Annotated in this window: 19 protein-coding genes; 10 read left to right on the forward strand and 9 right to left on the reverse strand. The window is 75.5% G+C overall.

Annotated features, from left to right (window positions below):
- Positions 1-181: 181 nt before the first annotated feature.
- Together QWJ13_RS27620 and QWJ13_RS27625 are read left to right on the forward strand one after the other, a co-directional pair.
- Positions 182-1756: an FAD-binding oxidoreductase gene (locus QWJ13_RS27620; protein WP_316527829.1), complete on the forward strand. Its 1575-nt coding sequence runs from the start codon at positions 182-184 to the stop codon at positions 1754-1756.
- Positions 1753-3285 (forward strand): FAD-dependent monooxygenase, encoded by a 1533-nt coding sequence (locus QWJ13_RS27625; protein WP_316527831.1) that lies wholly within the window; start codon positions 1753-1755, stop codon positions 3283-3285. The genes QWJ13_RS27620 and QWJ13_RS27625 overlap by 4 nt, the downstream gene beginning before the upstream one ends.
- A gap of 73 nt (positions 3286-3358) precedes the next feature.
- Here QWJ13_RS27625 and QWJ13_RS27630 read toward each other — a convergent pair whose 3' ends face one another.
- Both QWJ13_RS27630 and QWJ13_RS27635 read right to left on the reverse strand, forming a co-directional pair.
- Positions 3359-3850, reverse strand: a complete 492-nt coding sequence (locus QWJ13_RS27630; protein WP_316527832.1) for a MarR family winged helix-turn-helix transcriptional regulator — start codon at positions 3848-3850, stop codon at positions 3359-3361.
- 282 nt (positions 3851-4132) lie between these two features.
- Entirely contained in the window at positions 4133-5155 is a 1023-nt protein-coding gene (locus QWJ13_RS27635) for a ScbA/BarX family gamma-butyrolactone biosynthesis protein (RefSeq protein ID WP_316527833.1), read from the reverse strand.
- Between the two features lie 155 nt (positions 5156-5310).
- Between QWJ13_RS27635 and QWJ13_RS27640 the strand changes: the two genes are divergently transcribed.
- A complete protein-coding gene (locus tag QWJ13_RS27640) occupies positions 5311-5892 on the forward strand; it encodes a ScbR family autoregulator-binding transcription factor (RefSeq protein ID WP_316527835.1) in 582 nt (193 codons plus the stop codon).
- A 55-nt stretch (positions 5893-5947) separates the two neighbouring features.
- Here the strand turns inward: QWJ13_RS27640 and QWJ13_RS27645 are convergent, their stop codons facing one another.
- Positions 5948-6145: a hypothetical protein gene (locus QWJ13_RS27645; protein ID WP_316527836.1), complete on the reverse strand. Its 198-nt coding sequence runs from the start codon at positions 6143-6145 to the stop codon at positions 5948-5950.
- A 220-nt stretch (positions 6146-6365) separates the two neighbouring features.
- On the opposite strand from QWJ13_RS27645, the gene QWJ13_RS27650 reads away from it, so the two are divergent.
- From QWJ13_RS27650 to QWJ13_RS27660, 3 genes are all read left to right on the forward strand, one after another.
- Positions 6366-7679, forward strand: a complete 1314-nt coding sequence (locus tag QWJ13_RS27650; protein ID WP_316528062.1) for a D-alanyl-D-alanine carboxypeptidase family protein — start codon at positions 6366-6368, stop codon at positions 7677-7679.
- Positions 7680-7689: 10 nt separating this feature from the next.
- A complete protein-coding gene (locus QWJ13_RS27655) occupies positions 7690-8103 on the forward strand; it encodes a PPOX class F420-dependent oxidoreductase (RefSeq protein ID WP_316527838.1) in 414 nt (137 codons plus the stop codon).
- A 409-nt stretch (positions 8104-8512) separates the two neighbouring features.
- Positions 8513-8914, forward strand: a complete 402-nt coding sequence (locus tag QWJ13_RS27660; protein ID WP_316527839.1) for a PIN domain-containing protein — start codon at positions 8513-8515, stop codon at positions 8912-8914.
- On the opposite strand, the gene QWJ13_RS27665 is transcribed toward QWJ13_RS27660, so the two are convergent.
- Positions 8911-10119 carry a beta-ketoacyl-[acyl-carrier-protein] synthase family protein gene (locus QWJ13_RS27665; protein WP_316527840.1) on the reverse strand — a complete coding sequence of 403 codons (1209 nt, stop codon included), beginning with the start codon at positions 10117-10119 and terminating at the stop codon, positions 8911-8913. The two genes, QWJ13_RS27660 and QWJ13_RS27665, sit on opposite strands and share 4 nt — an antisense overlap.
- A 266-nt stretch (positions 10120-10385) precedes the next feature.
- Between QWJ13_RS27665 and QWJ13_RS27670 the strand changes: the two genes are divergently transcribed.
- The 3 genes from QWJ13_RS27670 to QWJ13_RS27680 are packed head-to-tail and all read left to right on the forward strand — an operon-like array spanning position 10386 to position 13275.
- Complete coding sequence (locus tag QWJ13_RS27670) at positions 10386-10553, forward strand: hypothetical protein (RefSeq protein ID WP_316528070.1); 168 nt, start codon at positions 10386-10388, stop codon at positions 10551-10553.
- Positions 10550-12793, forward strand: coding sequence for a heavy metal translocating P-type ATPase (locus QWJ13_RS27675; protein ID WP_349256306.1), 2244 nt, complete (start codon positions 10550-10552; stop codon positions 12791-12793). The genes QWJ13_RS27670 and QWJ13_RS27675 overlap by 4 nt, the downstream gene beginning before the upstream one ends.
- Complete coding sequence (locus QWJ13_RS27680; RefSeq protein WP_316527841.1) at positions 12790-13275, forward strand: copper chaperone PCu(A)C domain-containing protein; 486 nt, start codon at positions 12790-12792, stop codon at positions 13273-13275. Before QWJ13_RS27675 ends, QWJ13_RS27680 begins: the two co-directional genes overlap by 4 nt.
- Before the next feature lie 81 nt (positions 13276-13356).
- Here the strand turns inward: QWJ13_RS27680 and QWJ13_RS27685 are convergent, their stop codons facing one another.
- Together QWJ13_RS27685 and QWJ13_RS27690 are read right to left on the reverse strand one after the other, a co-directional pair.
- Entirely contained in the window at positions 13357-14370 is a 1014-nt protein-coding gene (locus QWJ13_RS27685) for an Acg family FMN-binding oxidoreductase (RefSeq protein WP_316527842.1), read from the reverse strand.
- Positions 14371-14595: 225 nt separating this feature from the next.
- The gene (locus QWJ13_RS27690) at positions 14596-15447 is read right to left on the reverse strand and encodes a universal stress protein (RefSeq protein WP_316527843.1); all 852 of its coding nucleotides are present in this window, start codon (positions 15445-15447) and stop codon (positions 14596-14598) included.
- A 395-nt stretch (positions 15448-15842) separates the two neighbouring features.
- On the opposite strand from QWJ13_RS27690, the gene QWJ13_RS27695 reads away from it, so the two are divergent.
- Positions 15843-17540 (forward strand): sensor histidine kinase, encoded by a 1698-nt coding sequence (locus QWJ13_RS27695; RefSeq protein ID WP_316528064.1) that lies wholly within the window; start codon positions 15843-15845, stop codon positions 17538-17540.
- Positions 17541-17770: 230 nt separating this feature from the next.
- Here QWJ13_RS27695 and QWJ13_RS27700 read toward each other — a convergent pair whose 3' ends face one another.
- The 3 genes from QWJ13_RS27700 to QWJ13_RS27710 all read right to left on the reverse strand — a co-directional run bounded on the left by QWJ13_RS27700 (position 17771) and on the right by QWJ13_RS27710 (position 20004).
- On the reverse strand, positions 17771-18181 hold the full coding sequence (locus tag QWJ13_RS27700; RefSeq protein WP_316527844.1) for a pyridoxamine 5'-phosphate oxidase family protein: 411 nt from the start codon (positions 18179-18181) through the stop codon (positions 17771-17773).
- Positions 18182-18598: 417 nt separating this feature from the next.
- Complete coding sequence (locus tag QWJ13_RS27705; RefSeq protein WP_316527845.1) at positions 18599-19318, reverse strand: response regulator transcription factor; 720 nt, start codon at positions 19316-19318, stop codon at positions 18599-18601.
- A 152-nt stretch (positions 19319-19470) separates the two neighbouring features.
- On the reverse strand, positions 19471-20004 hold the full coding sequence (locus QWJ13_RS27710; protein WP_316527846.1) for a hypothetical protein: 534 nt from the start codon (positions 20002-20004) through the stop codon (positions 19471-19473).
- Positions 20005-20060: the final 56 nt, after the last annotated feature.

Genomic DNA, 20060 nt, shown 5'->3' on the forward strand with positions numbered 1-20060 from the left:
GGAGCCGTGGAGCCGCAGGGCTTCGAGGCTCCGGAGCTTCGACACCGTGGTGATGTGACGCGCCGTCCGGAGACCCCGGGCGGCGCGGTGCCACCTCCGGCCGCACCGGCGGCAGGAGGGGCCCGCCGACACCCCCAGGGGAACCCGCCCCCGGGCCCGTACCCGACCAAGGAGGAGAACAGTGGAACAAGGCAGAGGCGACGCGGCAGCACCGACCGTACGACCGGGCGACCCCCGCTACCCCGTGCTCACCAGCGGCATCAACCAGCGCTGGCGGGCCACCCCCGGCCGGATCCGGCTGCCCCGCACCACCGCCGAGACCGTCGCCGCGGTCCAGGACGCGGTGGACGCGGACGCCCGGCTGTCGGTGCGCAGCGGTGGGCACTGCTTCGAGGACTTCGTCTTCCACTCCGAAGTCGAGGCGCTGATCGACATGTCCGCGATGAACGCCGTCGGGTACGACGAGGAGCACCACGCCTTCTCGGTCGGCCCCGGGGCCCGGCTGCTCGACGTGTACGAGGCCCTCTTCCTGGGCTGGGGCGTGACCGTGCCCGGCGGGGTGTGCGCCACGGTCGGCGCCGGCGGCCACGTCGCGGGCGGCGGCTACGGCCTGCTGTCCCGCTCGCTCGGCCTGGTCGTCGACCACCTCCACGGCGTCGAGGTCGTCGTCGTGGACGACACCGGCCGGGCCCGCGCGGTGGTCGCGACCCGCGAGGACACCGGGGCGCTCGGCGACCTGTGGTGGGCGCACACCGGCGGGGGCGGCGGCAGCCTCGGCATCGTGACCCGCTACCTCTTCCGCAGCCCCGGGGCCCGCGGCCGGGCCCCCGCCCAGGCGCTGCCCGAGCCGCCCGCCGAGGTGCTGGTGAGCGCGCTGGCCCTGCCCTGGGACCGGCTGACCCCGGAGGGCTTCGCCGGACTGCTCGGCACGTACGGCGCCTGGCACCAGGAGCACGCCGCCCCGGGCACGCCCGGATCCGCCCTGGGCAGCCTGCTGATGCTCAACCACCGGGCCAACGGCTCGGTCGGCCTGCTCACCCAGGTCGACGCCACCGCTCCCGGCGCCGAGAAGCTGCTGGACGCCTACCTCGACCGGATCACCGAGGCCGCCGGGGTGCGGCCGCAGCCCGTCCACGGCCCGGTCGGCGAGTTCGGCCCGATGCCCGAACTGCTGCGCCCCAAGCGGCTGCCGTGGCTCACGGCCGCCCGCTACATCGGCACCAACACCCCGGTCCTCAACGACCCGACGCTGCGCGGCAAGCACAAGTCCGCGTACGCGCGCACCGCCCTGACCGAGGAGCAGCTGCACACCGTGCACCGCCACCTCACCCGGGTCTCCCCCGGCGAACACCCCAACCCTCAGTTCATGCTCGTGGCGATGTCCTACGGCGGCGAGATCGCCGCCACCGCCCCCGGCGCCACGGCCGTCGCCCAGCGCGACTCCGCGTACAAGCTGCTCTACCAGGCGTTCTGGACCGACCCCGAGGACGACGCGGCCAACGTGGCCCGGGTGCGGGAGCTGTACCGCGACGTGTACGCGGACACCGGCGGGGTGCCCGTGCCGGGGCCGCGCTCGGACGGCGCGTACGTCAACTACCCGGACGCGGACCTGGGCGACCCGGCGCACAACACCTCGGGCGTCCCCTGGTCGACGCTCTACTACAAGGAGAACTACCCGCGCCTCCAGGCGGCCAAGGCGCAGTGGGACCCGGGCGACCGGTTCCGGCACGCCCAGTCGATCGGACTCCCCTCATGATCCGCCAGGCCTCCGTACTCATCGCGGGCGGCGGGCCCGTCGGGATGCTGCTCGCCGCCGAACTCGGCGCCCGGGGCATCGGGGCCGTCGTCGTCGAGCCCCACCCGCGCACCCAGGACACCCCGCGCGCCGGCACCCTGCACGCGCGCAGCGTCCAGTCGCTGCTGCGCCGCGGCTACCTGCGGCTGCACGGCCGCGGCAGCCTGGAGGAGATGCAGGAGACCTCGTTCCACTTCGGCGGCTCGCCGATCCTGCGGATCGCCACGCCGACCGCCGAGGGCCCGCCCATCCACGGGCAGTCACAGGCCTCCCTGGAGCAGGCCTTCGAGGCCCGCGCCCGGGAGCTGGGCGCCGCGATCCTGCGCGGCCACCGCTTCACCGGCCTGCGCCAGGACCCGGACGGGGTGACCGCCACCATCGAGGGGCCCGACGGCCCGTACGAGCTGACCGCCGACTACCTGGTGGGCTGCGACGGCGCGCGCAGCGACGTGCGGCGCGCGGCCGGCTTCGCGTGCACGACCCACGAGGCGACCTTCGCCGCGATCGTGGGCCTGGTGCGGCTACGCGACCCGTACTCCGTGCCGCCCGGCTGGACGCACACCGCCGAGGGCTGGCTGCTCGCCAACGTGCACCCGGCGGGCCACAGCCGGATCATCACCCACGACTTCCGGCTGCCGCTGCCCGAACGCGGCTCCCCCGCGACGCTGGAGGAGCTCCAGCGCACCCTCTCGCGGATCCTCGGCCGGCCCGTCGCGCTCGCCGACCCGACGTACCTGGACCGCTTCAGCGACTTCACCCGCGTCGCCGACCGCTACCGCGCGGGCCGGGTGCTGCTGGCGGGCGACGCCGCGCACGTGCACGCCCCGCTGGGCGGCCAGGGCCTCAACACCGGCCTCCAGGACGCCTTCAACCTCGGTTGGAAACTGGCCCTGGTCGCCCGCGGCGAGGCGGACGCACGCCTGCTGGACACCTACGACGCCGAGCGCAGGCCCGTCGCCGAGGCCGTCGTCGCCAACACCCGGGTGCAGGCGGCGGTGATGCGGCCGGGGCCCGAGAACGACCACCTGCGCGAGTTCACCGCCCGGATGTTCCGGCACCCGGGCGTCAACCGGGAGGCCGCCGACGTCATCAGCGGCCAGGGCATCGCGTACCCGCCCGAGGGCGCGACGGACCCGGCGGTGGGGCGGTTCCTGCCGAACCTGGCGCTGCGCACGCCCGACGGCGTCCGGACGGTGGTCGAACTCCTCACCCCGGGCCGGCCCCTGGTGCTGCTGCGGCCCGAGGTGGCCGACGCGCTGGAGCCGGTGGCGGCCCGCTGGGGCGAGCGGGTGGCGGTGCTGCGCGTCGAGCCCGAACCGGACTCGGCGGAACTGCGCCTGGGCCCGGGCGCACCGCTGCCGTGGAGCGCCCTCGTGTGCCGGCCCGACGGCTACCTCGCCTGGCGGGGAGTGTCCAAGGCGAACACCACGGGGCTGCGGGAGGCGCTGGCGGACTGGTTCGGGCCGGTGCCCGAGCGCGTGGAGGTCTGAACGGCGCCGGGAAGCGGGCGCGGGAGGAGCGTGCGCCCGTTGCGGCACGGGGTGTGCCGCAACGGGCGGAGCGTCACTCCCTGCGCCCCAGCCTGGCCTGGGACGCCAGGATGCCCCGCTCCAGACTGCCGAGCAGCTCGTCCAGGACGCGCAGCCCCTGGCGCGGGAGGTGCTGGAGGGCGGCGCGCTGGATCCGCGCCGTCTCGGCCGCGAAGCGCTCGGCGATCGCCCGTCCCGCCTCGGTGAGTTGGACCCGCAGCGCCCTGCGGTCGTGGGGCTCCTGGCAGCGGACCACGAGCCCGGCCTGCTCCAGGCGGTCGATGCGCGCGGTGATGCCGCCCGAGGTGAGGTTCACCCCGCGGGCCAGTCTGCTGGCCGACAAGCCCTCGTCCACGGCGCACTCGCGCAGCAGGACGAGCACTTCCACGTCACGGCTGCGCAGCCCGTAGTGCGCGCAGAGGCTGACCAACATGTTCTGGTGGGCTTGCATGATGGACGTCAGCCGGCCGAAGACGTCGCCGGGCGTGACGGTCTGGGGGGCCGGGGAGGCGGAGCTGGGAAGCACCCGATGCAGGCCTGAGTGGTCTACCAGTGGTGCGCTCATGAGTGTGTCCGTCAGTCCTCTCTTGATGGTCTACCGGTGTCGGGGAACGGCTGCGAGCAGCCCGGCCGGCACGGTACGGACCGTGCCGACCCTTCCCTCGGCGTCCACGGCGGGGGCCGGGCCGGTGAAGCCGCGCTCGGCGGGGGCCGAGCCGGCTCGGCCGCGTTCGGAGGTCCCGTGGTGACGCACGCCCCGGCGACGCTGCCGGTGTGCCCCGTGGGCCGAGGCCGTGATGGCCGTCGCTCACCGTGCGGCCCGGACGCTGCCTTCCCGGGCGGGGGCGACACGGTGGACGAGGTCGGCGGTGAAGCGGGTCTGGCCGCCCTGCACGGCGGTGATCCGGGTCCGCTCCACCGCCGGGCTTCCGTCGTCGTCCCTGCGCGCCCGCCCCGGTTCGGGGTCGAGCGGGGCGGTGACGATCGTGCAGGGGGCGTCGAACTCGACGAACCGGTGGAAGGTGCACTCAAGGGTCCTGACGGCCCGGCCGGCGCTCTGGTGGACCGCCTCCAGCAGCAGCGCGCCGGGCACGTGGTCGACGGGGTGGTCGAAGTAGACCGGGTGGCCCGGGTCGACCCGCAGCCGCCGGACGCCGCCGGCGGCCGGGGCGAGCACCACGTCCCGCGGCCGGGTGCGGCCGGTGCCGGCGCACGGCACCGGGGCGGGGGCGGGACCGGCCGAGGCCATCGCGGCCTCGGCATCGGCGTACCCGCCCCGCAGCCGCTGGTACACGGCCCGGGACTGGACGGTGAACCGCGTCTCGGCCACGGCCACCCGCACACCGCCCCAGCTGACCTCGGCACGCAGCGAAAGGCCCGCCAAGTGCCCTCGCCGGTAGGACAGTTCGGAGCAAAGGACGGCCAACTCCAGTTCGCTGCCGCGATCGACGCCGGCGAAGGCGGCGTCGTCGAGGTCGTAGCGGAAGCGGCCCCAGGTCAACTGGTGCCCCGGCGGCACCTCATAAGCGGCGTGGCACAACAGGGGGAAGGTCTGCCGGACGGTCTCACAGAGCAGGAGCGGGTCGAACTCGGACCGGACCCGGTAGAGCGGGTGCTCCTGCGGACGCCGGGCCAGGATCCGGAAGGCGTCGGGCCCCGTGCGGTGCCAGCCGGTGAGATACACCTCGTCGGAGCGCAACTTGTGCACCTGCCAGGGTTCGACGGGGACGGCGTCGTCGGCGTCGGCGTCGCAAGTCGAGACGGTGGCCGTGGCACGGGGATGGCCGACGTCCTCAGGGCGGGTGCGCTGGAGTTCCTCGCAAACAGGCATGGGAGTCCCCCTCGGAAGGCCCCTGAGCGTCGATCAACGCCCAGGCGATGATTCATATGTAACATAGAGAGCGTTCGGTATGTAAAGGTTTCTGTGGGGAGCACGACAGGCAAATGAGCGTACGGACGAGCAGAGGGCACAAGCACGAACAAGCCATGAAGACCCGGGCGACGCTGATCCGCGCCGCGGCCGAGGTGTTCGACCAGGTCGGCTACCACGGCGCCGGGATCAACCGGATCCTGAGCAACGCGGGCCTGACCTCCGGGGCGATGTACTTCCACTTCAAGTCCAAGGAGGACCTGGCCCGGGCCGTCATGCTGGAGCAGGCCAGCGACCTCCGGCTGCCCGAGGAGCCCCTCGGTCTCCAGCAGCTCGTGGACGTCACGCTGACCCTCGCCGTGGAGTTGCAGAGCAACACGCTGCTGCGGGCCGGCGTCCGGCTGGCGGTCGACCAGAGCGGTCTCGCGCAGAGCGACGACTCGGCGTACGACTGGTGGGCGGAGCGTTTCCACGGCGAACTCGTGGTGGCCCGCGAACGGGGCGAGTTGCGCGAGAGCGTGGACGAGCGGGAGTTCGCGCAGGTGCTGGTCGTCGCGTTCACCGGGACCCAGCTGAAGTCCCAGATCTCGGCGGGCTGGTCCGACCTGCCCGAGCGCGTCGTGTCCCTGTGGCGCTACCTGCTGCCCGGCGTCGCCTCCGCCGAAGCGCTGGAGCACATCCGCATCGACCGGGCGTGAGGACGGGCACGGCGGACGCCGACCGTCCGCCGTGGACCGCCGTGGACCGCCGTGATCAGCCCCGCCGCGCGGCGGGGATCGCCAGCAGCACACCGAGCACCAGCAGCGTCGCGTACCCGGCGGTCTCGTGGCCGTCCGGCACCAGGTAACGGACGAGGCCGAACAGCCGGAAGCCGGGGATCCAGCCGGACACCAGGCCGGAGGCGCCGCCGACGATCAACACGAAACCGAGGTAGCCGAGCAGGGTCTTCATGCTTCCGACCCTAGGAAGCGGCCCTCCCGGGGGACATCCGACTTTCGGTGCGGACCGGCGCCACCAAAGTCGCGCCCCGAGGTCGCACCGCCGAAGCCGCACCACCGAAGGCGCACCACCGAGGTCGCCCCCACCCCCGCCCGGCTCCCGCATCGCTCCGGACGGAGCAGCAGGCCCGGCGGCCCGACGACGGCCCGGGTACGTTCGCCGTGTGCTCCCCATGTACGCGGCGCAGAAGAAACGCTCCGTCACCAGGGTCGCGGCCGGCGCCGCCGCCTCCACCCTGGTGCTCGCCGTCGCCGCCCCGGCGGCCCTCGCCCAGGACTCCGTCACCGCCGTCGGCGGGGAGCGACTGGCCCGCCCAGCCGTCCAGGTCGCGCCGCTGGCCGGGGCGCCCGCGCTGCCCGCCGAGCTGACCGGCCGCTCCTGGCTGATCGCCGACGCGACCACCGGCGAGGTGCTCGCCGCCCGCGACGCCCACCTGCCCCTGCCTCCGGCCAGCACCCTCAAGATGCTGTTCGCGGACACCGTGCTGCCCAAGTTCGACCGCTCGGTCGAACACCAGGTCACCACCGCCGAGCTGGCCAGCCTCGGCGTCGGCAGCAGCCTGGTCGGCGTCAAGGAGAACCTGCCGTACCGGGTCGAGGACCTCTGGCGGGGCGTCTTCCTCAGCTCCGGCAACGACGCCGTCCACGTCCTCGCCCACATGAACGGCGGCATCGAGCGGACCGTCACCGAGATGCAGGAGCGCGCCCGCACCCTCCAGGCCCGCGACACCAAGGTCGTCTCCCCCGACGGCTACGACATGGACGGCCAGGTCTCCTCCGCCTACGACCTCACCCTGTTCGCCCGAGCCGGGCTGCGCAACGCCGACTTCCGCTCCTACTGCGCCACCCGCACCGCGCGCTTCCCCGGCGGGCTGGACAAGCTCACCGGCCGGCGCACCAGCTTCGACATCGCCAACACCGACCGGCTGCTCGGCAAGTACCCGGGCCTGATCGGCGTCAAGAACGGCTACACCACCAACGCGGGCGCCACCTTCACCGGCGCCGCCGAACGCGACGGCCGCACCCTGCTGGTGACGGTGATGCACCCCGAGGCCCAGGCCAAGGTCTACGACGAGGCCGCCAGCCTGCTCGACTGGGGCTTCGCGGCCGCCGGGAAGGTCCAGCCGGTCGGCAAGCTGGTCGAGGACACCGCCGCACCCTCCCCCGGCGCCCAGGCCGAGCCCGAGGTCGGCGACCAGCTGCCGCCGTGGTCCCGCACGCCGAGCCTCGGCGGCTCCCGCACCGGCCTCGCCGCCGCCCTCTGGACGGCCGCCGCCCTCGGCACCGGCCTCGCCGCCTGGGCCACCGCCCGGATCACCGCCCGCCGCCGCGCCGCCACGGCCTCCGCCGCCGCGTTCGAGGCAGGCGGCGCCACCCCCGTCGGAGGCGCCACCGGCCTCGGTGGCCGCGGCCACCGCCGACTGGCCCGCCGCACCCGCGCCCTGCTGCGCACCGCCCGCAGACGCGGGTTTGACGACAGACCCTAGACTTCCGGCCATGACCACCCCCGACCCCTCCGCCGCGGACCGGCTCGCCCGGATCGTCCAGCTCTCCTCGGGGAGCTACCTCCTCGTCACCACCTACAAGAAGGACGGCACCGCCGTGCCGACCCCGGTGTGGGTGGTGCGCGACGGGGAGGCGCTCGGCATCTGGACCGTCGCGGACTCCTGGAAGGTCAAGCGGATCCGCAACCGCGCCGACGTGCTGGTCGGCCCGTGCGACGTCAAGGGCCACCCGACCGGCAAGCAGCACCCCGCCACCGCCGAGATCCTCGGCCCCGAGCGCACCGCCGCCTACCGCACCCTGCTGCGTCAGAAGTACGGCCTGCTCGGCGTGCTCACCCTGCTCGGCAGCCGGCTGCGCCGCGGCGAGCGCGGCACCGTCGGCATCCGGATCACCCTGGCCGACTGACGCACGGGTGCGGGCCGGCCGGCACACTCGGCCTCCCGACGAACTCCGGCTCCGGGGCGAACCGCTCCTCCATCGCGTCCGCCAGGGCGTGCGGCGCGGCCGCTCCACCGGCGCCACCCGGCCGATCGCCCCGGACACGGCCGGGAACAGCGCCCGCATGCCGGGGTGGAAGATCAGCGGTTCCTCGGCGTCGACCAGGAACCGGTGGAAGGTGAAGCCGGCGGGCGGGTCGATGTGCGGGACGAACGCCGAGAGCCGGTGGCCGCGTTCGGCGTTCCCGTCGATGCGTGTCGCCATGGCCCCGCCGCCTACCCGGCCGGCCGTCCGGGCGCCGGGCAGGAGCTGCCGGACATGCCGGACCGCTCCCCGGTTCGGCCGAGCGCGCTCGGCGGTGGCAGGCTTGGCGGCCATGGGAGAGAACGAGACCGCGCCGCCCGTGCTGCTGGTGGTGGACGGCGCGAACGTGGTCGGCTCGGTGCCGGACGGCTGGTGGCGGGACCGGCGGGGGGCCGCCGAGCGGCTGCGGGACGCGCTGGTCGCCGTCGCCGAGCGGGGCGTGCCGGAGCGCCCGGGACCGCTGGAGGTGGTCCTGGTGGTGGAGGGCGCGGCCCGGGGTGTCGCCGGGGTGCCCGGGGTGCGGGTGGTCGAGGCGGGCGGCAGCGGGGACGACCGGATCGTGGAGCTGGTCCGGGCGGCGCGCGCCGAGGCCCCGGCGCGCGCCTGTCTGGTGGTCACCGCCGACCGCGAACTGCGCGCCCGGGTCGGCTCGTTGGGAGCCGAGGTGACCGGGCCGCGCAGCGTGCGGCCTTAGCTTCCGGCGGTGAACACCAGCGAGGCGTTGTGGCCGCCGAATCCGAAGGAGTTGGTGAGCGCGGCCGGGATGGCGCCGAGGCGTGGGCGGCCGGCGACCACGTCGAGGCCGATCGCCGGGTCGAGCCGGTCGAGGTTGGCGGTCGCCGGGATGGCACCGTCCCGGATGGCGAGGATGGTGGCGATGGCGCCCATCGAGCCGGCCGCGCCGAACAGGTGACCGGTCATCGACTTGGTCGCGGTGACGGCCGGGTGCGCGCCGACGGCGGCCCGGATCGACTCGGCTTCGGTGAGGTCCCCCTTGGGGGTGGAGGTCGCGTGGGCGTGCACGTGCCCGATGTCCAGCGGCCCGAGGCCGGCCTCGGCCATGGCCCGGCGCATCGCGCGGATCTGGCCGTCCGGGTGGGCGGCGGTGATGTGGTGGGCGTCGGAGGTAACGCCCGCGCCGGCCAGTACGGCGTGCACCCTGGCGGAGCGGGCGGCGGCGAACTCGGCCCGCTCCAGGACCACCAGGGCGGCTCCTTCGCCGATGACGAAGCCGTCCCGGTCGACGTCGAAGGGCCGGGACGCCTGCCGCGGCGCGTCGTTGCGGGTGGAGTGCGCCTTGGCCTGGGCGAAGCCGGCCAGCGGGAGCGGGTGGATGCAGGCCTCGGCCCCGCCGGCCACCACCACGTCGGCCCGGCCCAGCCGGATCAGGTCCAGGCCCATCGCGATCGCCTCGGCGCCGGAGGCGCAGGCGCTGACCGGGGTGTGGGCGCCGCCGCGGGCGCCGAGTTCGATGCTCACCCAGGCCGCCGGCCCGTTGGCCATCAGCATCGGGACGGTGTGCGGGGAGACCTTGCGGACGCCCGAGGCCTCCAGCACGTCGTCCTGCCCGAGCATGGTGAGCGCGCCACCGGTACCGGTGCCGATGACCACGGCCAGCCGTTCCGGTTCGACCTCGGGCCGGCCCGCGTCGGCCCAGGCCTCGCGGGCGGCGATCAGCGCGACCTGCTCGCACCGGTCCAGCCGTCGGGCCTGGACCCGGTCGAGCACCTCGCCCGGGTCGACCCTCAGCCGGCCGGCGATCCGCACCGGCAGGTCGGCCGCCCACTCCTCCTCGATCGCGCTGATGCCCGATTCTCCGGCCAGCAGCCCGGCCCAGGTCGAGACGATGTCCCCGCCGAGCGGCGTGGTGGCTCCCAGCCCGGTCACCACTGCGTTCATCTGGCAGTCCCCCTTTGTGGATGAAGTACAGCTCCCGCACCATGGCCGGGCGGGAGATGATCACGACATCTGCCACCCTGCCAGGGGACTTGCCTGCCTTCGGGTATGGCTCCCGACGGATTCCTCTGGGGATGGCTTGTAGGGTTTCACCAGTGCTATCCGACGGGCTCCGACCGTACCCGAAGAACTTCCGGACGTACGGGAACCACCGGGCCGTCGTATCCGACTGCTGGGGCGTGAGTGCGAAGTCGCCGGGAGTCCGGCCGTTGAGTGTGCTGGCGGGGTTCGTCCTGCTGCTGGCGGTGGTGTTCGTGGTGGCCTACGGGGTGGGCCGACAGGTGGGGCCGGTGGCGCCCGGGCTGCGGCCGAGCAGCGGAGGCGGGGCCTCGCCCGGGATGGGCGGGCACGGGCACGACATGGGCGGCATGCGGTGAGCGCCGCCACCGAGACCGTGGTCGCCACCGATCTGGCGGTCGGCGGGATGACCTGCGCCGCCTGCGTGGGCCGGGTCGAGAAGCGGCTGGCCCGGATCGAGGGGGTGACGGCCGGGGTGAACCTGGCGACCGGGCGGGCCCGGGTGCTGCACCCGGCCGGGGTGCCGGTCACCGAGCTGGTGGCGGCGGTCGAACGGGCGGGCTACACCGCCGAGCCGCTGCCCGAGGGGGCACCGGTCGGGGCGGTGGCCGAGGAGCCGGACGGACGGTGGCGGCTGCTGCTCACCGCCCTGCCGGCCGTCCCGGTGCTGGTGCTGTCGATGGTGCCCTCGGCGCAGTTCACCGCCTGGCAGTGGGTCTGCTTCGCGCTCGCCGTCCCGGTGGTCACCTGGGGGTCGGCCGGCTTCCACCGCCGGGCCTGGCAGGGGCTGCGGCACGCGGCGGCGACCATGGACACCCTGGTGAGCCTCGGCGTGCTGGCCTCCTTCGGCTGGTCGGCGTACGCGCTGCTCTTCGGCGGGGCCGGCGATCCGGGCATGCGGATGCCGTTCTCACTGACCGCCGACGGCGGCGGCGCGGCGCACGTGTACCTGGAGGCGGCGGTCGGCGTGCCGCTGTTCGTACTGGCCGGGCGGCTGCTGGAGGGCCGGGTGCGCCGGCGCAGCGGGTCCGCGCTGCGCGCACTCGCCGAGCTGGGCGCCAAGCAGGTGTGCCTGCGCCTGCCGGACGGCGAGGAGCGCCTGGTGCCGATCGAACTGCTGCTACCCGGGCAGGAGTTCGTCGTCCGGCCGGGCGAGCGGGTGGCCACCGACGGGGTGGTGGTCGAAGGCGGTTCGGCGCTCGACCTGAGCCTGTTGACCGGGGAGAGCGTGCCGGTCGAGGTCGGCCCCGGGGCGCCGGTGGCGGGCGCGACGGTGAACGTCGGCGGCGCGCTGGTGGTACGGGCCACGGCGGTCGGCGCGGACACCCAACTGGCCCGGATCACCGCGCTGGTGGCGGAGGCCCAGGCCGGCAAGGCCCGGGCGCAGCGGCTCGCGGACGCGGTGGCCGGGGTGTTCGTGCCCTGCGTGCTGGCGGTCGCGGTGAGCGTGCTGGGCTTCTGGCTGGGCGCGGGCGCGGCCCCGCAGGCGGCGGTGACCGCGGCGGTCGCGGTGCTGGTGGTGGCCTGCCCGTGCGCGCTCGGGCTGGCGACGCCGACGGCGCTGCTGGCGGCCACCGGCCGGGGCGCGGAGCTGGGCGTGCTGGTGCGCGGCCCGGAGGTGCTGGAGAGTCTGCGCCGGGTGGACACCGTGGTGATGGACAAGACCGGGACGCTGACCACCGGCCGGATGGACCTGGCCGCCGTCACGACCGCGGACGGGTTCGGCGAGGACGAGGTGCTGCGGCTGGCCGGCGCCGTCGAGCACCGCTCCGAGCACCCGATCGGCCGGGCCGTCGCGGCGGCCGCCCGGGAGCGCTGCGGGCCGCTGCCCGCCGTGGACGGCTTCGCGGCCGCCACCGGACTCGGGGTCTCCGGGACGGTCGAAGGCCGGGCCGTACGGGTGGTGCGGCCGGACGACACCGCCCTGCCGCCGGCCCTCGCCGAAGCGGCCGAGGCGGCCGGGACGGCGGGCCGCACCGCCGTCGCGGTCGAGCTGGACGGGCGGGCGGCGGCCGTGCTGGCGGTCGGCGACACGCTGCGCCCGGGCAGTTGGCGAGCGCTCCACCGGCTGCGCGGGCTGGGCCTGGAGACCGTACTGCTGACCGGGGACGGCCCCGGCGCCGCCCGGGCGGTGGCGACCGAGCTGGGCATCGAGCGGGTGCACGCCGAGGCCTCGCCCGAGGACAAGGCCGCGGTGGTGGCCGAGCTGCGCGCCGCCGGACGGACGGTGGCGGTGGTCGGCGACGGCGTCAACGACGCGGTGGCGCTGGCCTCGGCCGACCTCGGGGTGGCGCTGGCCTCCGGCAGCGACGCCGCGATCGGCGCGGCCGGGCTGACGCTGGTGCGCGGCGACATCGAGGCCGTGGTGGACGCGGTACGGCTGGCGCGGCAGACCCTGGCGACCATCCGGGTCAACCTGCTCTGGGCCTTCGGCTACAACCTGGTGCTGATCCCGCTGGCCGCGGTCGGGCTGCTCAACCCGATGCTGGCGGCGGTCGCGATGTCGCTCAGCTCGCTGCTCGTGGTGGGCAACAGCCTGCGGCTGCGCACCTGGGAGCCGGGGCGGGGCGCTTCCACTCGCCGGGGAGGCCGCCGGTGAGGGCGAGCGAACGGCTCAAGACGGTCGCCCCGCCGGTCGGCGCGGCGCTGCTGGCCCTGGTCCTGCTCACCGGCTGGACGGCGGTCGGCGGGGCCGGTCGGGCCCGCCCGGTGGAGGCCGGGCCCGGCTGGGTGCTGCTGCCGACGGCCGGCGCGTCCTCCGCGACGGCGGCGTTCTTCACGATCCGCAACCCGGGCGACGTCCCGGATGAACTGACCGGCGCCGCCTGGGAGTTCGGCGGCCGGATCACCCCGAAGCGGCACCTGCACCAGGGTGCGGCGGGCCGCTGGGAGCCGGTCGCGGCGCTGCCGGTGCCGGGCGGCGGCGAGCTGCGGATGACCCCGGAGGACGCCGACCTGGTGATCGCCGACCCGCCGCCGCTGCGGGCCGGCCAGTGGGTGGAGTTCACCCTCACCTTCCGGCACAGCCCGCCGCTGCGGCTCGGCGCCCAGGTGCTGCCCGCGACCGAGCGGCCGCGCTGACGGATCACGGACGACGGATTGCAGCAGGAGGCCGGACCGCCCTTCCGAGGGCTGTCCGGCCTCCTGCCCGTGGGGAGTCGCTCAGGCCACCGGGCCGCGGTCCCCGAGCGTCTCCTCGACCGTACGGCGCGGGGTGGCCGCCCCGGGCGGTCCGTAGCCGGCCCGCAGCACCAGCTGGACGTGGCCGGGGCCGGAGGCCGGGTCGCGCAGCGCCCAGCGGGTGTCCGGCCACTCGATGGCCTGGTGCCAGATGGTGAGCCGGACGCCGTGCAGCGTGGCCAGCAGCCAGACCCGCTCCAGCGCCTGGCCGGTGCGCAGCCAGTCCAGCGGGCCGTCCCCGGGGGTGCTGAGGGTGAACAGCTGGGGCAGTGCCTCGAAGCGGCGGGAGGGGTGGGCGGGGCCCTGCGAGGAGTGGCCGCCGAACTCGCGCATCGGCACCCGGGCCTCGTGGTCCTGGGGGCCGAGCGCGGAGCGCGGGATGCCGTCCTCGGCGGTGCCGTCGTCGGGCCGCAGCCAGGCCCGGGACTCGGCGCTCCGGGCCGGGTCGGCGGCGTTGCGGCTCTCGGCCTCGGCGGTGAGCGCCAGCACCCGCCGCACGCCCTCCTCCTCCGGCGCGGCCAGCGTCACGCCCTCCTCGCGGGCGGCGTCGATCAGCTCGCCGATCACCGCCTCGGGCACGTCGCGCTGGGTGAAGGGCTCGCGGCTGGTGTGCCGGGCGGGGATGGCGGGGTAGAGGTCGCGGCCGAAGGGGGCCGTCTCGGCGGCCGGGCGGGAGAGGTCGAGCACGGCGAGCAGGTCGGGTTCGGTGACCTCCGGCAGCAGCCGGACCACCGGCTCGCGGTCCAGCTGTCCGGCCGCCACCCGCAGGTTGAACACGGCCGCGCCGACCGCGATGTGCACCGCGGCGCCGACCGGGTCGGCCAGCGGTACGGAGCGCCCGGTGTCGGCGTACACGGCGAGCCCGCGACCGTCGGGGGTCGGCACGAAGCGCCAGGGCTGACTGTTGTGCAGCGACGGTGCGGCGCCGCCGGCGGCGGCGAGCAGCCGCAGATCGGCTGCGCTGAGCATCTGGGTGAGAGCCGGGTCGAGCGTCATGGCGTTCCACTCCTTCAACCGCGAGGCTTCGGCTGCGGGGCCCGTACGCACGCGTCCGACGCCCGCTGCTTCCGAGCGTGCGCGCCGGGGAGGACGGGCGACAGGGTCATAAGGCCCGTAAGGCCCGTAAGGCCCGTGGGCCCGTAAGACCCGTGGGCCCTTCAGGCCGGTAAGGCCCGCCCGGCGGATCGGGGACGGGGACCGATCCACCGGGCGGGCCGACCGTCACCCGTGCGGGACGACCGCGACGGGGGCTTCGGCGTGGTGCAGGACGGCGTGGGCGACCCGGCCGAGCCGGGGCCCGAACTCGATCGGGCGGCGGCCCCGGCCGACCACGACCAGCGCGGCGCCGGTCGAGGCCTCGACCAGGGCGCGGGCGGCGCCCAGCTGCACGTCCTCGACCACCTCGACGTCCGGGTGCTGCTCGCGGGGGCCCGCCAGGGCGAGCGTGAGCAGCTTGGCCTCCAAGGCCTCCAGCTGGACGAGCTCGGCCGCCGGGACGGCGCCGCCCGCGTAGCCGAACACCGGCGGCAGGTCCCAGCCGTGCACCGCCCGGACCCGGGCGCCGCGCAGGGCCGCCTCGCGGAAGGCGAACTCCAGCACCTCGGCCTCCGGGGTGTGGGCGTCGACGCCCACCACCACCTCGGCCGCGCCCGCCGTGCCCTCCTCGCGCACCACGACCATCGGCACGGTGCTGCGCCCGGCCAGCGACATGCTGACCGAGCCGAGCAGCAGCCCGGCGAAGCCGCCGCGCCCGCGCGAGCCGAGCACCAGCAGATCGGCTTCCGCGGCGGCGGCCAGCAGGCCGTCCACCGGCGCGTCCAGGACGGCGTCGGTCTCCACGGCCAGGTCGGGGTGCACGGCGCGGACGGCGTCGGCGGTCTCGGCCAGGGCGCGCCGGACGGCCTCGGGGAGGTCGTCCGGCTCGGCGAAGGAGGACACCCCGTCGGTCAGCCACGGCCAGGCATGCACCAGGCGCAGCGTGGCACCCCGGCGCACCGCCTCGGCGGCGGCCCAGTGGGCGGCCGCGGTGCTCTGCGGCGAGCCGTCGATCCCGGCCAGCACGGTTGACGTCATGACTGTTCCTCCACACTGTCGACACACGCTGTCGACGCTCGGCGGTTCGGCGCGGCCCGCGGTGCGCTCTGACGCCCCGTCCGCTCCACCCCCACCCTGACACCGGTTCCCGGCCTGGTGGCAGAGGCCGCAGGACCCTCGGCGGCGGGACGAAAGGCCCGCCCGACGGAGCCTACGGGCGACCCCGCCGTCCCCACCACCGACACGTGGGCATTACCGTGAACACGGCAATCCCGCTGGTCGGGCGGGCACCTCGGCCTGACGGGACGGCGGGGCGGCCGTCCGCGGGGCGGTCGGGGCTCGTCCGGATGGCGGACGGGCCGGTCAAGGGCAGCGGTACGAGGAGGACAGCGGTGGGCGGAGCGGACGGCAGCGCGGCGGGTGGCGGCGCGCGGATGCCACGGCTGCGCCTGGACGAGCTGCTGGAGGAGCTCCAGTGGCGGATCGACGCGGCGCGCGGCACCCAGAACCGGGTGCACAGCCTGCTGGAAGCGGTGCTGGCGGTCGGGCGGGAGCTGGACCTGGCGCAGGCGCTGCACCGAATAGTGGAGGCCGCCGCCGACCTGGTGGACGCCCGGTACGGGGCGCTCGGGGTGATCGGCCCGGACGGGCACACCCTGTCGCAGTTCCTGACGGTGGGCCTGTCGGAGGAGGAGATCGCCGAGATCGGCGCCCCGCCGTCGGGCCGGGGCATCCTGGGCGAGCTGATCCGCCACCCCCAGCCGCTGCGCTGCCCGGTGCTCTCCGACCACTCGGCGAGCGTCGGCTTCCCGTCGAACCATCCGCCGATGAACTCCTTCCTGGGGGTGCCCGTCCGGGTGCACGGCGAGGTGTTCGGCAACCTCTACCTGACCGACAAGCGCGGCGGGCTGGACTTCGACGAGGACGACGAGGCGGTGATCGCCACCCTGGCGGTCGCGGCCGGCGTGGCGATCGACAACGCCCGGCTGTACGAGGAGGCGCAGCTGCGCCAGCGCTGGCTTCGGGCGAGCACCGAGATCACCCGCAGCCTGCTGTCGGGGGCGCCGCGGCTGGAGGTGGTCGAGCTGATCGCCCGCCGGGCCCGGGAGATCTCGGGCGCCGAGCTCGCGGACGTCTCGGTGGCGCTGGCCGGCCCGGACGAGCGGGCCGAGGAGCTGACCGTGGAGGTCGCGATGGGCGGCACGCCGTCCGCCCGGCTGGGCGTGACGGTGCCGGTGGACGGCACCCTGTCCGGCGCCGCGTACCTCTCCGGCTCGCCCGCCACCAGTGACGACCTGGCCTGCGACGCCCGGTTCCGGGCCGGTCCGGCGGGCCGGTTCGACGGGCTGGGCGCGGCGGTCGCGGTGCCGCTGGGCACCGGCGCCGGGTACGGGCGGGGCGTGCTGCTGCTGGCCCGGGCGCAGGGGCAGCCGGCCTTCGGACCCGAGGAGACCGGACCGCTGCTGGGCTTCGCCGACCAGGCCGCGCTCGCCCTGGAACTGGCCGAACGGCGGCGCGACGCCGAGCAGTTGAACCTGCTGGAGGACCGCGACCGGATCGCCCGGGACCTGCACGACCTGGCAATCCAGCGACTGTTCGCGACCGGTATGACGCTCCAGAGCGCGGGCCGGCTGATCGAGAGCCAGGGCGCGGCGGACCGGGTGGCCCGGGCGGTGGCCGACCTGGACGAGACCATCAAGATCATCCGCTCGACCATCTTCGGCCTGCGCGCCCACAGCGAGCCGGACCGCGGCCTGCGCGCCCGCGCCACCCGGGTGGTCACCGACGCCCAGGGCACCCTCGGTTTCCCGCCCCGGCTGAGCATGGAGGGGCTGCTGGACACCGACGTGCCCCAGGAGCTGGCCGGGCACGTGGTCGCGGTCCTCGCCGAGGGGCTCAGCAACGCCGCCCGGCACGCGAAGGCCTCCCGGGTCGAGGTGACGCTGCGCGCCCTGGCCGGGCGGGTGGTGCTGACCGTGACGGACGACGGCGTCGGGGTGCCCGAGGGCGGGCGGCGCAGCGGGCTGCGCAACCTGGCGGAGCGGGCCGAGCGGGTCGGCGGCTCCTTCGCGATCGAACCGGCCGAGGGCGGCGGCACCCGGCTGGTGTGGGAGGCCCCGATCGGGTCCTGAGGCCTCCCGACGCGCGGGGCTCGCCGTAGGCCGGGTCAGCCCCGCAGGGCGCGCAGGAAGCCGAGGCAGGCGAGGCGGCCGTCGCCGCTGTCGAACGAACGCAGGCCGGAGGTGGGGCCGGTGGCGGTCTGCTCGGTCATCGCGCCCATCCGGATCGGGCGAGCGGATCTGTCCCGACGGTAACTCCCGGCCCTGGCAGCGGAGTTCCGAACGCCGCTCCCCCGGCCGGTTCACAGCAGGCGGCGGCCGATGACCAGCTCCGGGCGGATCCGGATCCGTACGGTGTCCTCCGGGTCGGCCGCCCTGGCGGCCGGGCGGACCTGGGCGCGGCCGAGGACGGTGACGAACCAGCCGGAGCCGTCCCGGCCGTCCACCTCGTCGGCCTCGAAGGCGATCACGGCGCCGTCGACCGCCCGGACCAGTTCGGAGTCGGCCGGGGCCGAGACCAGCACCCCGCCGGGGCCCAGCCGGAACGGCACCGGCAGGACGGCCGGCAGGGCGTCGACGGTGTAGACCACCCGGCCGACGGCGGCCCGGGACAGCAGCTCCAGCGACCGCTTCCGGTCGAGTTCACGGAGTCCGGGGAGGTCGGTTCGGTCGTACGAGGAGGACCGAGGGTACGGCACGTGGTCGCGGTTCATGCGAGTGATGCTCACCCGGAGCGGGCCCGGGTCGCGAGGGCCGATGGTCCCGGCACGGCCGGGCGAGGGCCCCGGTCGGCGGACCGTCGGACCCGGGCCGAGGACCCGGGCCCGGCGGCCTCGGAACGGGCGCACCGGTTGGGTCGCATCGGAACGGCCGCACCGGAACAGTCGCACCGACTGGGTCGCAATCGGTGCGACTGCATCAGTACGGCTGCATCGACACGACTGCGCCAGTACGGCCCCATCGGCACGCCCGTGTGGGTATAGCCGCCTCGAATACGTCCACATCCGTACGACTGTGCCAGTGCGCTCACATCGGTACGCCCGCGTCAGTACACCCACGCCCGGCACAGCCGCATCGATACGCCCATGCCGGTACAGCTGTGTCAGTACAGCCGCATCGGTACGCCCGCGTCAGTACCGGCTGGAGCGCGGCGCGAAGGGCTGCGGGGCGGCGGAGGCCTGGCGCAGCTCGGTGGCGATCAGGGCGGCCTGCACCCGCCGCTCGACGCCGAGCTTGGCGAGCAGCCGCGAGACGTGGTTCTTGACCGTCTTCTCGGCGAGGTAGAGCCGCTCGCCGATCTGCCGGTTGGTCAGGCCTTCCCCGATCAGTTCGAGGACCTCCTGCTCGCGCGCGGTCAGGCCCGGCCCGGCGGTGACCGGCTGGGCCGGCTCGGCGTCGCTGCGCAGCCGGTTGAGCAGCCGGGTCGCGGCGCCGGAGTCGAGCATCGAGCGCCCGGAGGCGACGGTGCGGACGGCGGCGACCAGGTCGGTCCCGCTGATCTGCTTGAGCACGTACCCGGCGGCACCCGCCATCACGGCGTCCAGCAGCGCCTCCTCGTCGTCGAAGGAGGTCAGCATCAGGCAGGCCAGATCGGGCATCCGGGAGCGCAGCTCACGGCAGACCGAGACGCCGTCGCCGTCACCGAGCCGGACGTCCAGGACGGCCACGTCGGGCCGCAGCGCGGGCACCCGGACGAGCGCCTGCTCGGCCGTCGCGGCCTCTCCGACCACCTCCAGGTCCGGCTCGCCGTCCAGCAGGTCGTGCACCCCGCGGCGCACCACCTCGTGGTCGTCCAGCAGGAACACCCGGACCGGCGCCGAGGCCTCGGCACCCTCCGTCTTGGTCGCCATCACGCGGCTCCACCTTCGTCAACCCCCGCACACTCCCAGCGGGGCCCAGGGCATCATCCCCCGGAAGCGGCCGCGGGCCCAGGGCCCAACGGCCCCATTCGGACGGGGTCGGAGTGCCTGGGCCCTCGGGGCGCGGCTCACGGTATTCGTACTCAGCGGCCCTGCCGCCGGACGTTGCCCAGCCCCATCAGCAGGAAGGCGAGCGCGACGCCAGCCCCGCTGGCGGCCGCGAGCATCACCCGGGGCATCACCTCGCCGCCGCTGGAGAGCAGGATCGCCACCGCCCCGAGCGAGGCGACGGCCGCGCCCACCACCAGCCAGCCGGCCAGCGCGAGCGCCGGCGTCCGGTGGGAGCGCGGGGCGGGCCCGGCGTCCAGGGCGGCCCAGCGCGCCGCCGTCTCCCGCACCTCACTGCGGCGGTCCCACAGGGCCCGCACCCGCAGTGCCGCGCCGCCGACCAGTCCGGCGAGCGCGACCTGTGCGGCCGGCTGCCAGTCCGGCAGGACGAGCAGCAGCCCGCCCGCGAGCGCGAGCCCGGCCCACCACAGCACGCAGGCCGCGGCGGCCGTACGGGTGGAGCGGGGCCGGTCGGCGCCGGCCTGAAGGTCGGCGATGGCGGGCAGGTACCAGACACAGCCGCTCGCAGTGAGCGCGGCGGTGCCGATGGCGAGAACGGTGTGGTTCACGACCCGGCCTTCCTGGATCGAACGGGAGATCGAACTGGACTGGAGGTGATGGCCGT

The sequence above is a fragment of the Kitasatospora brasiliensis genome, from assembly GCF_032654805.1.
GTDB lineage: Bacteria > Actinomycetota > Actinomycetes > Streptomycetales > Streptomycetaceae > Kitasatospora > Kitasatospora brasiliensis.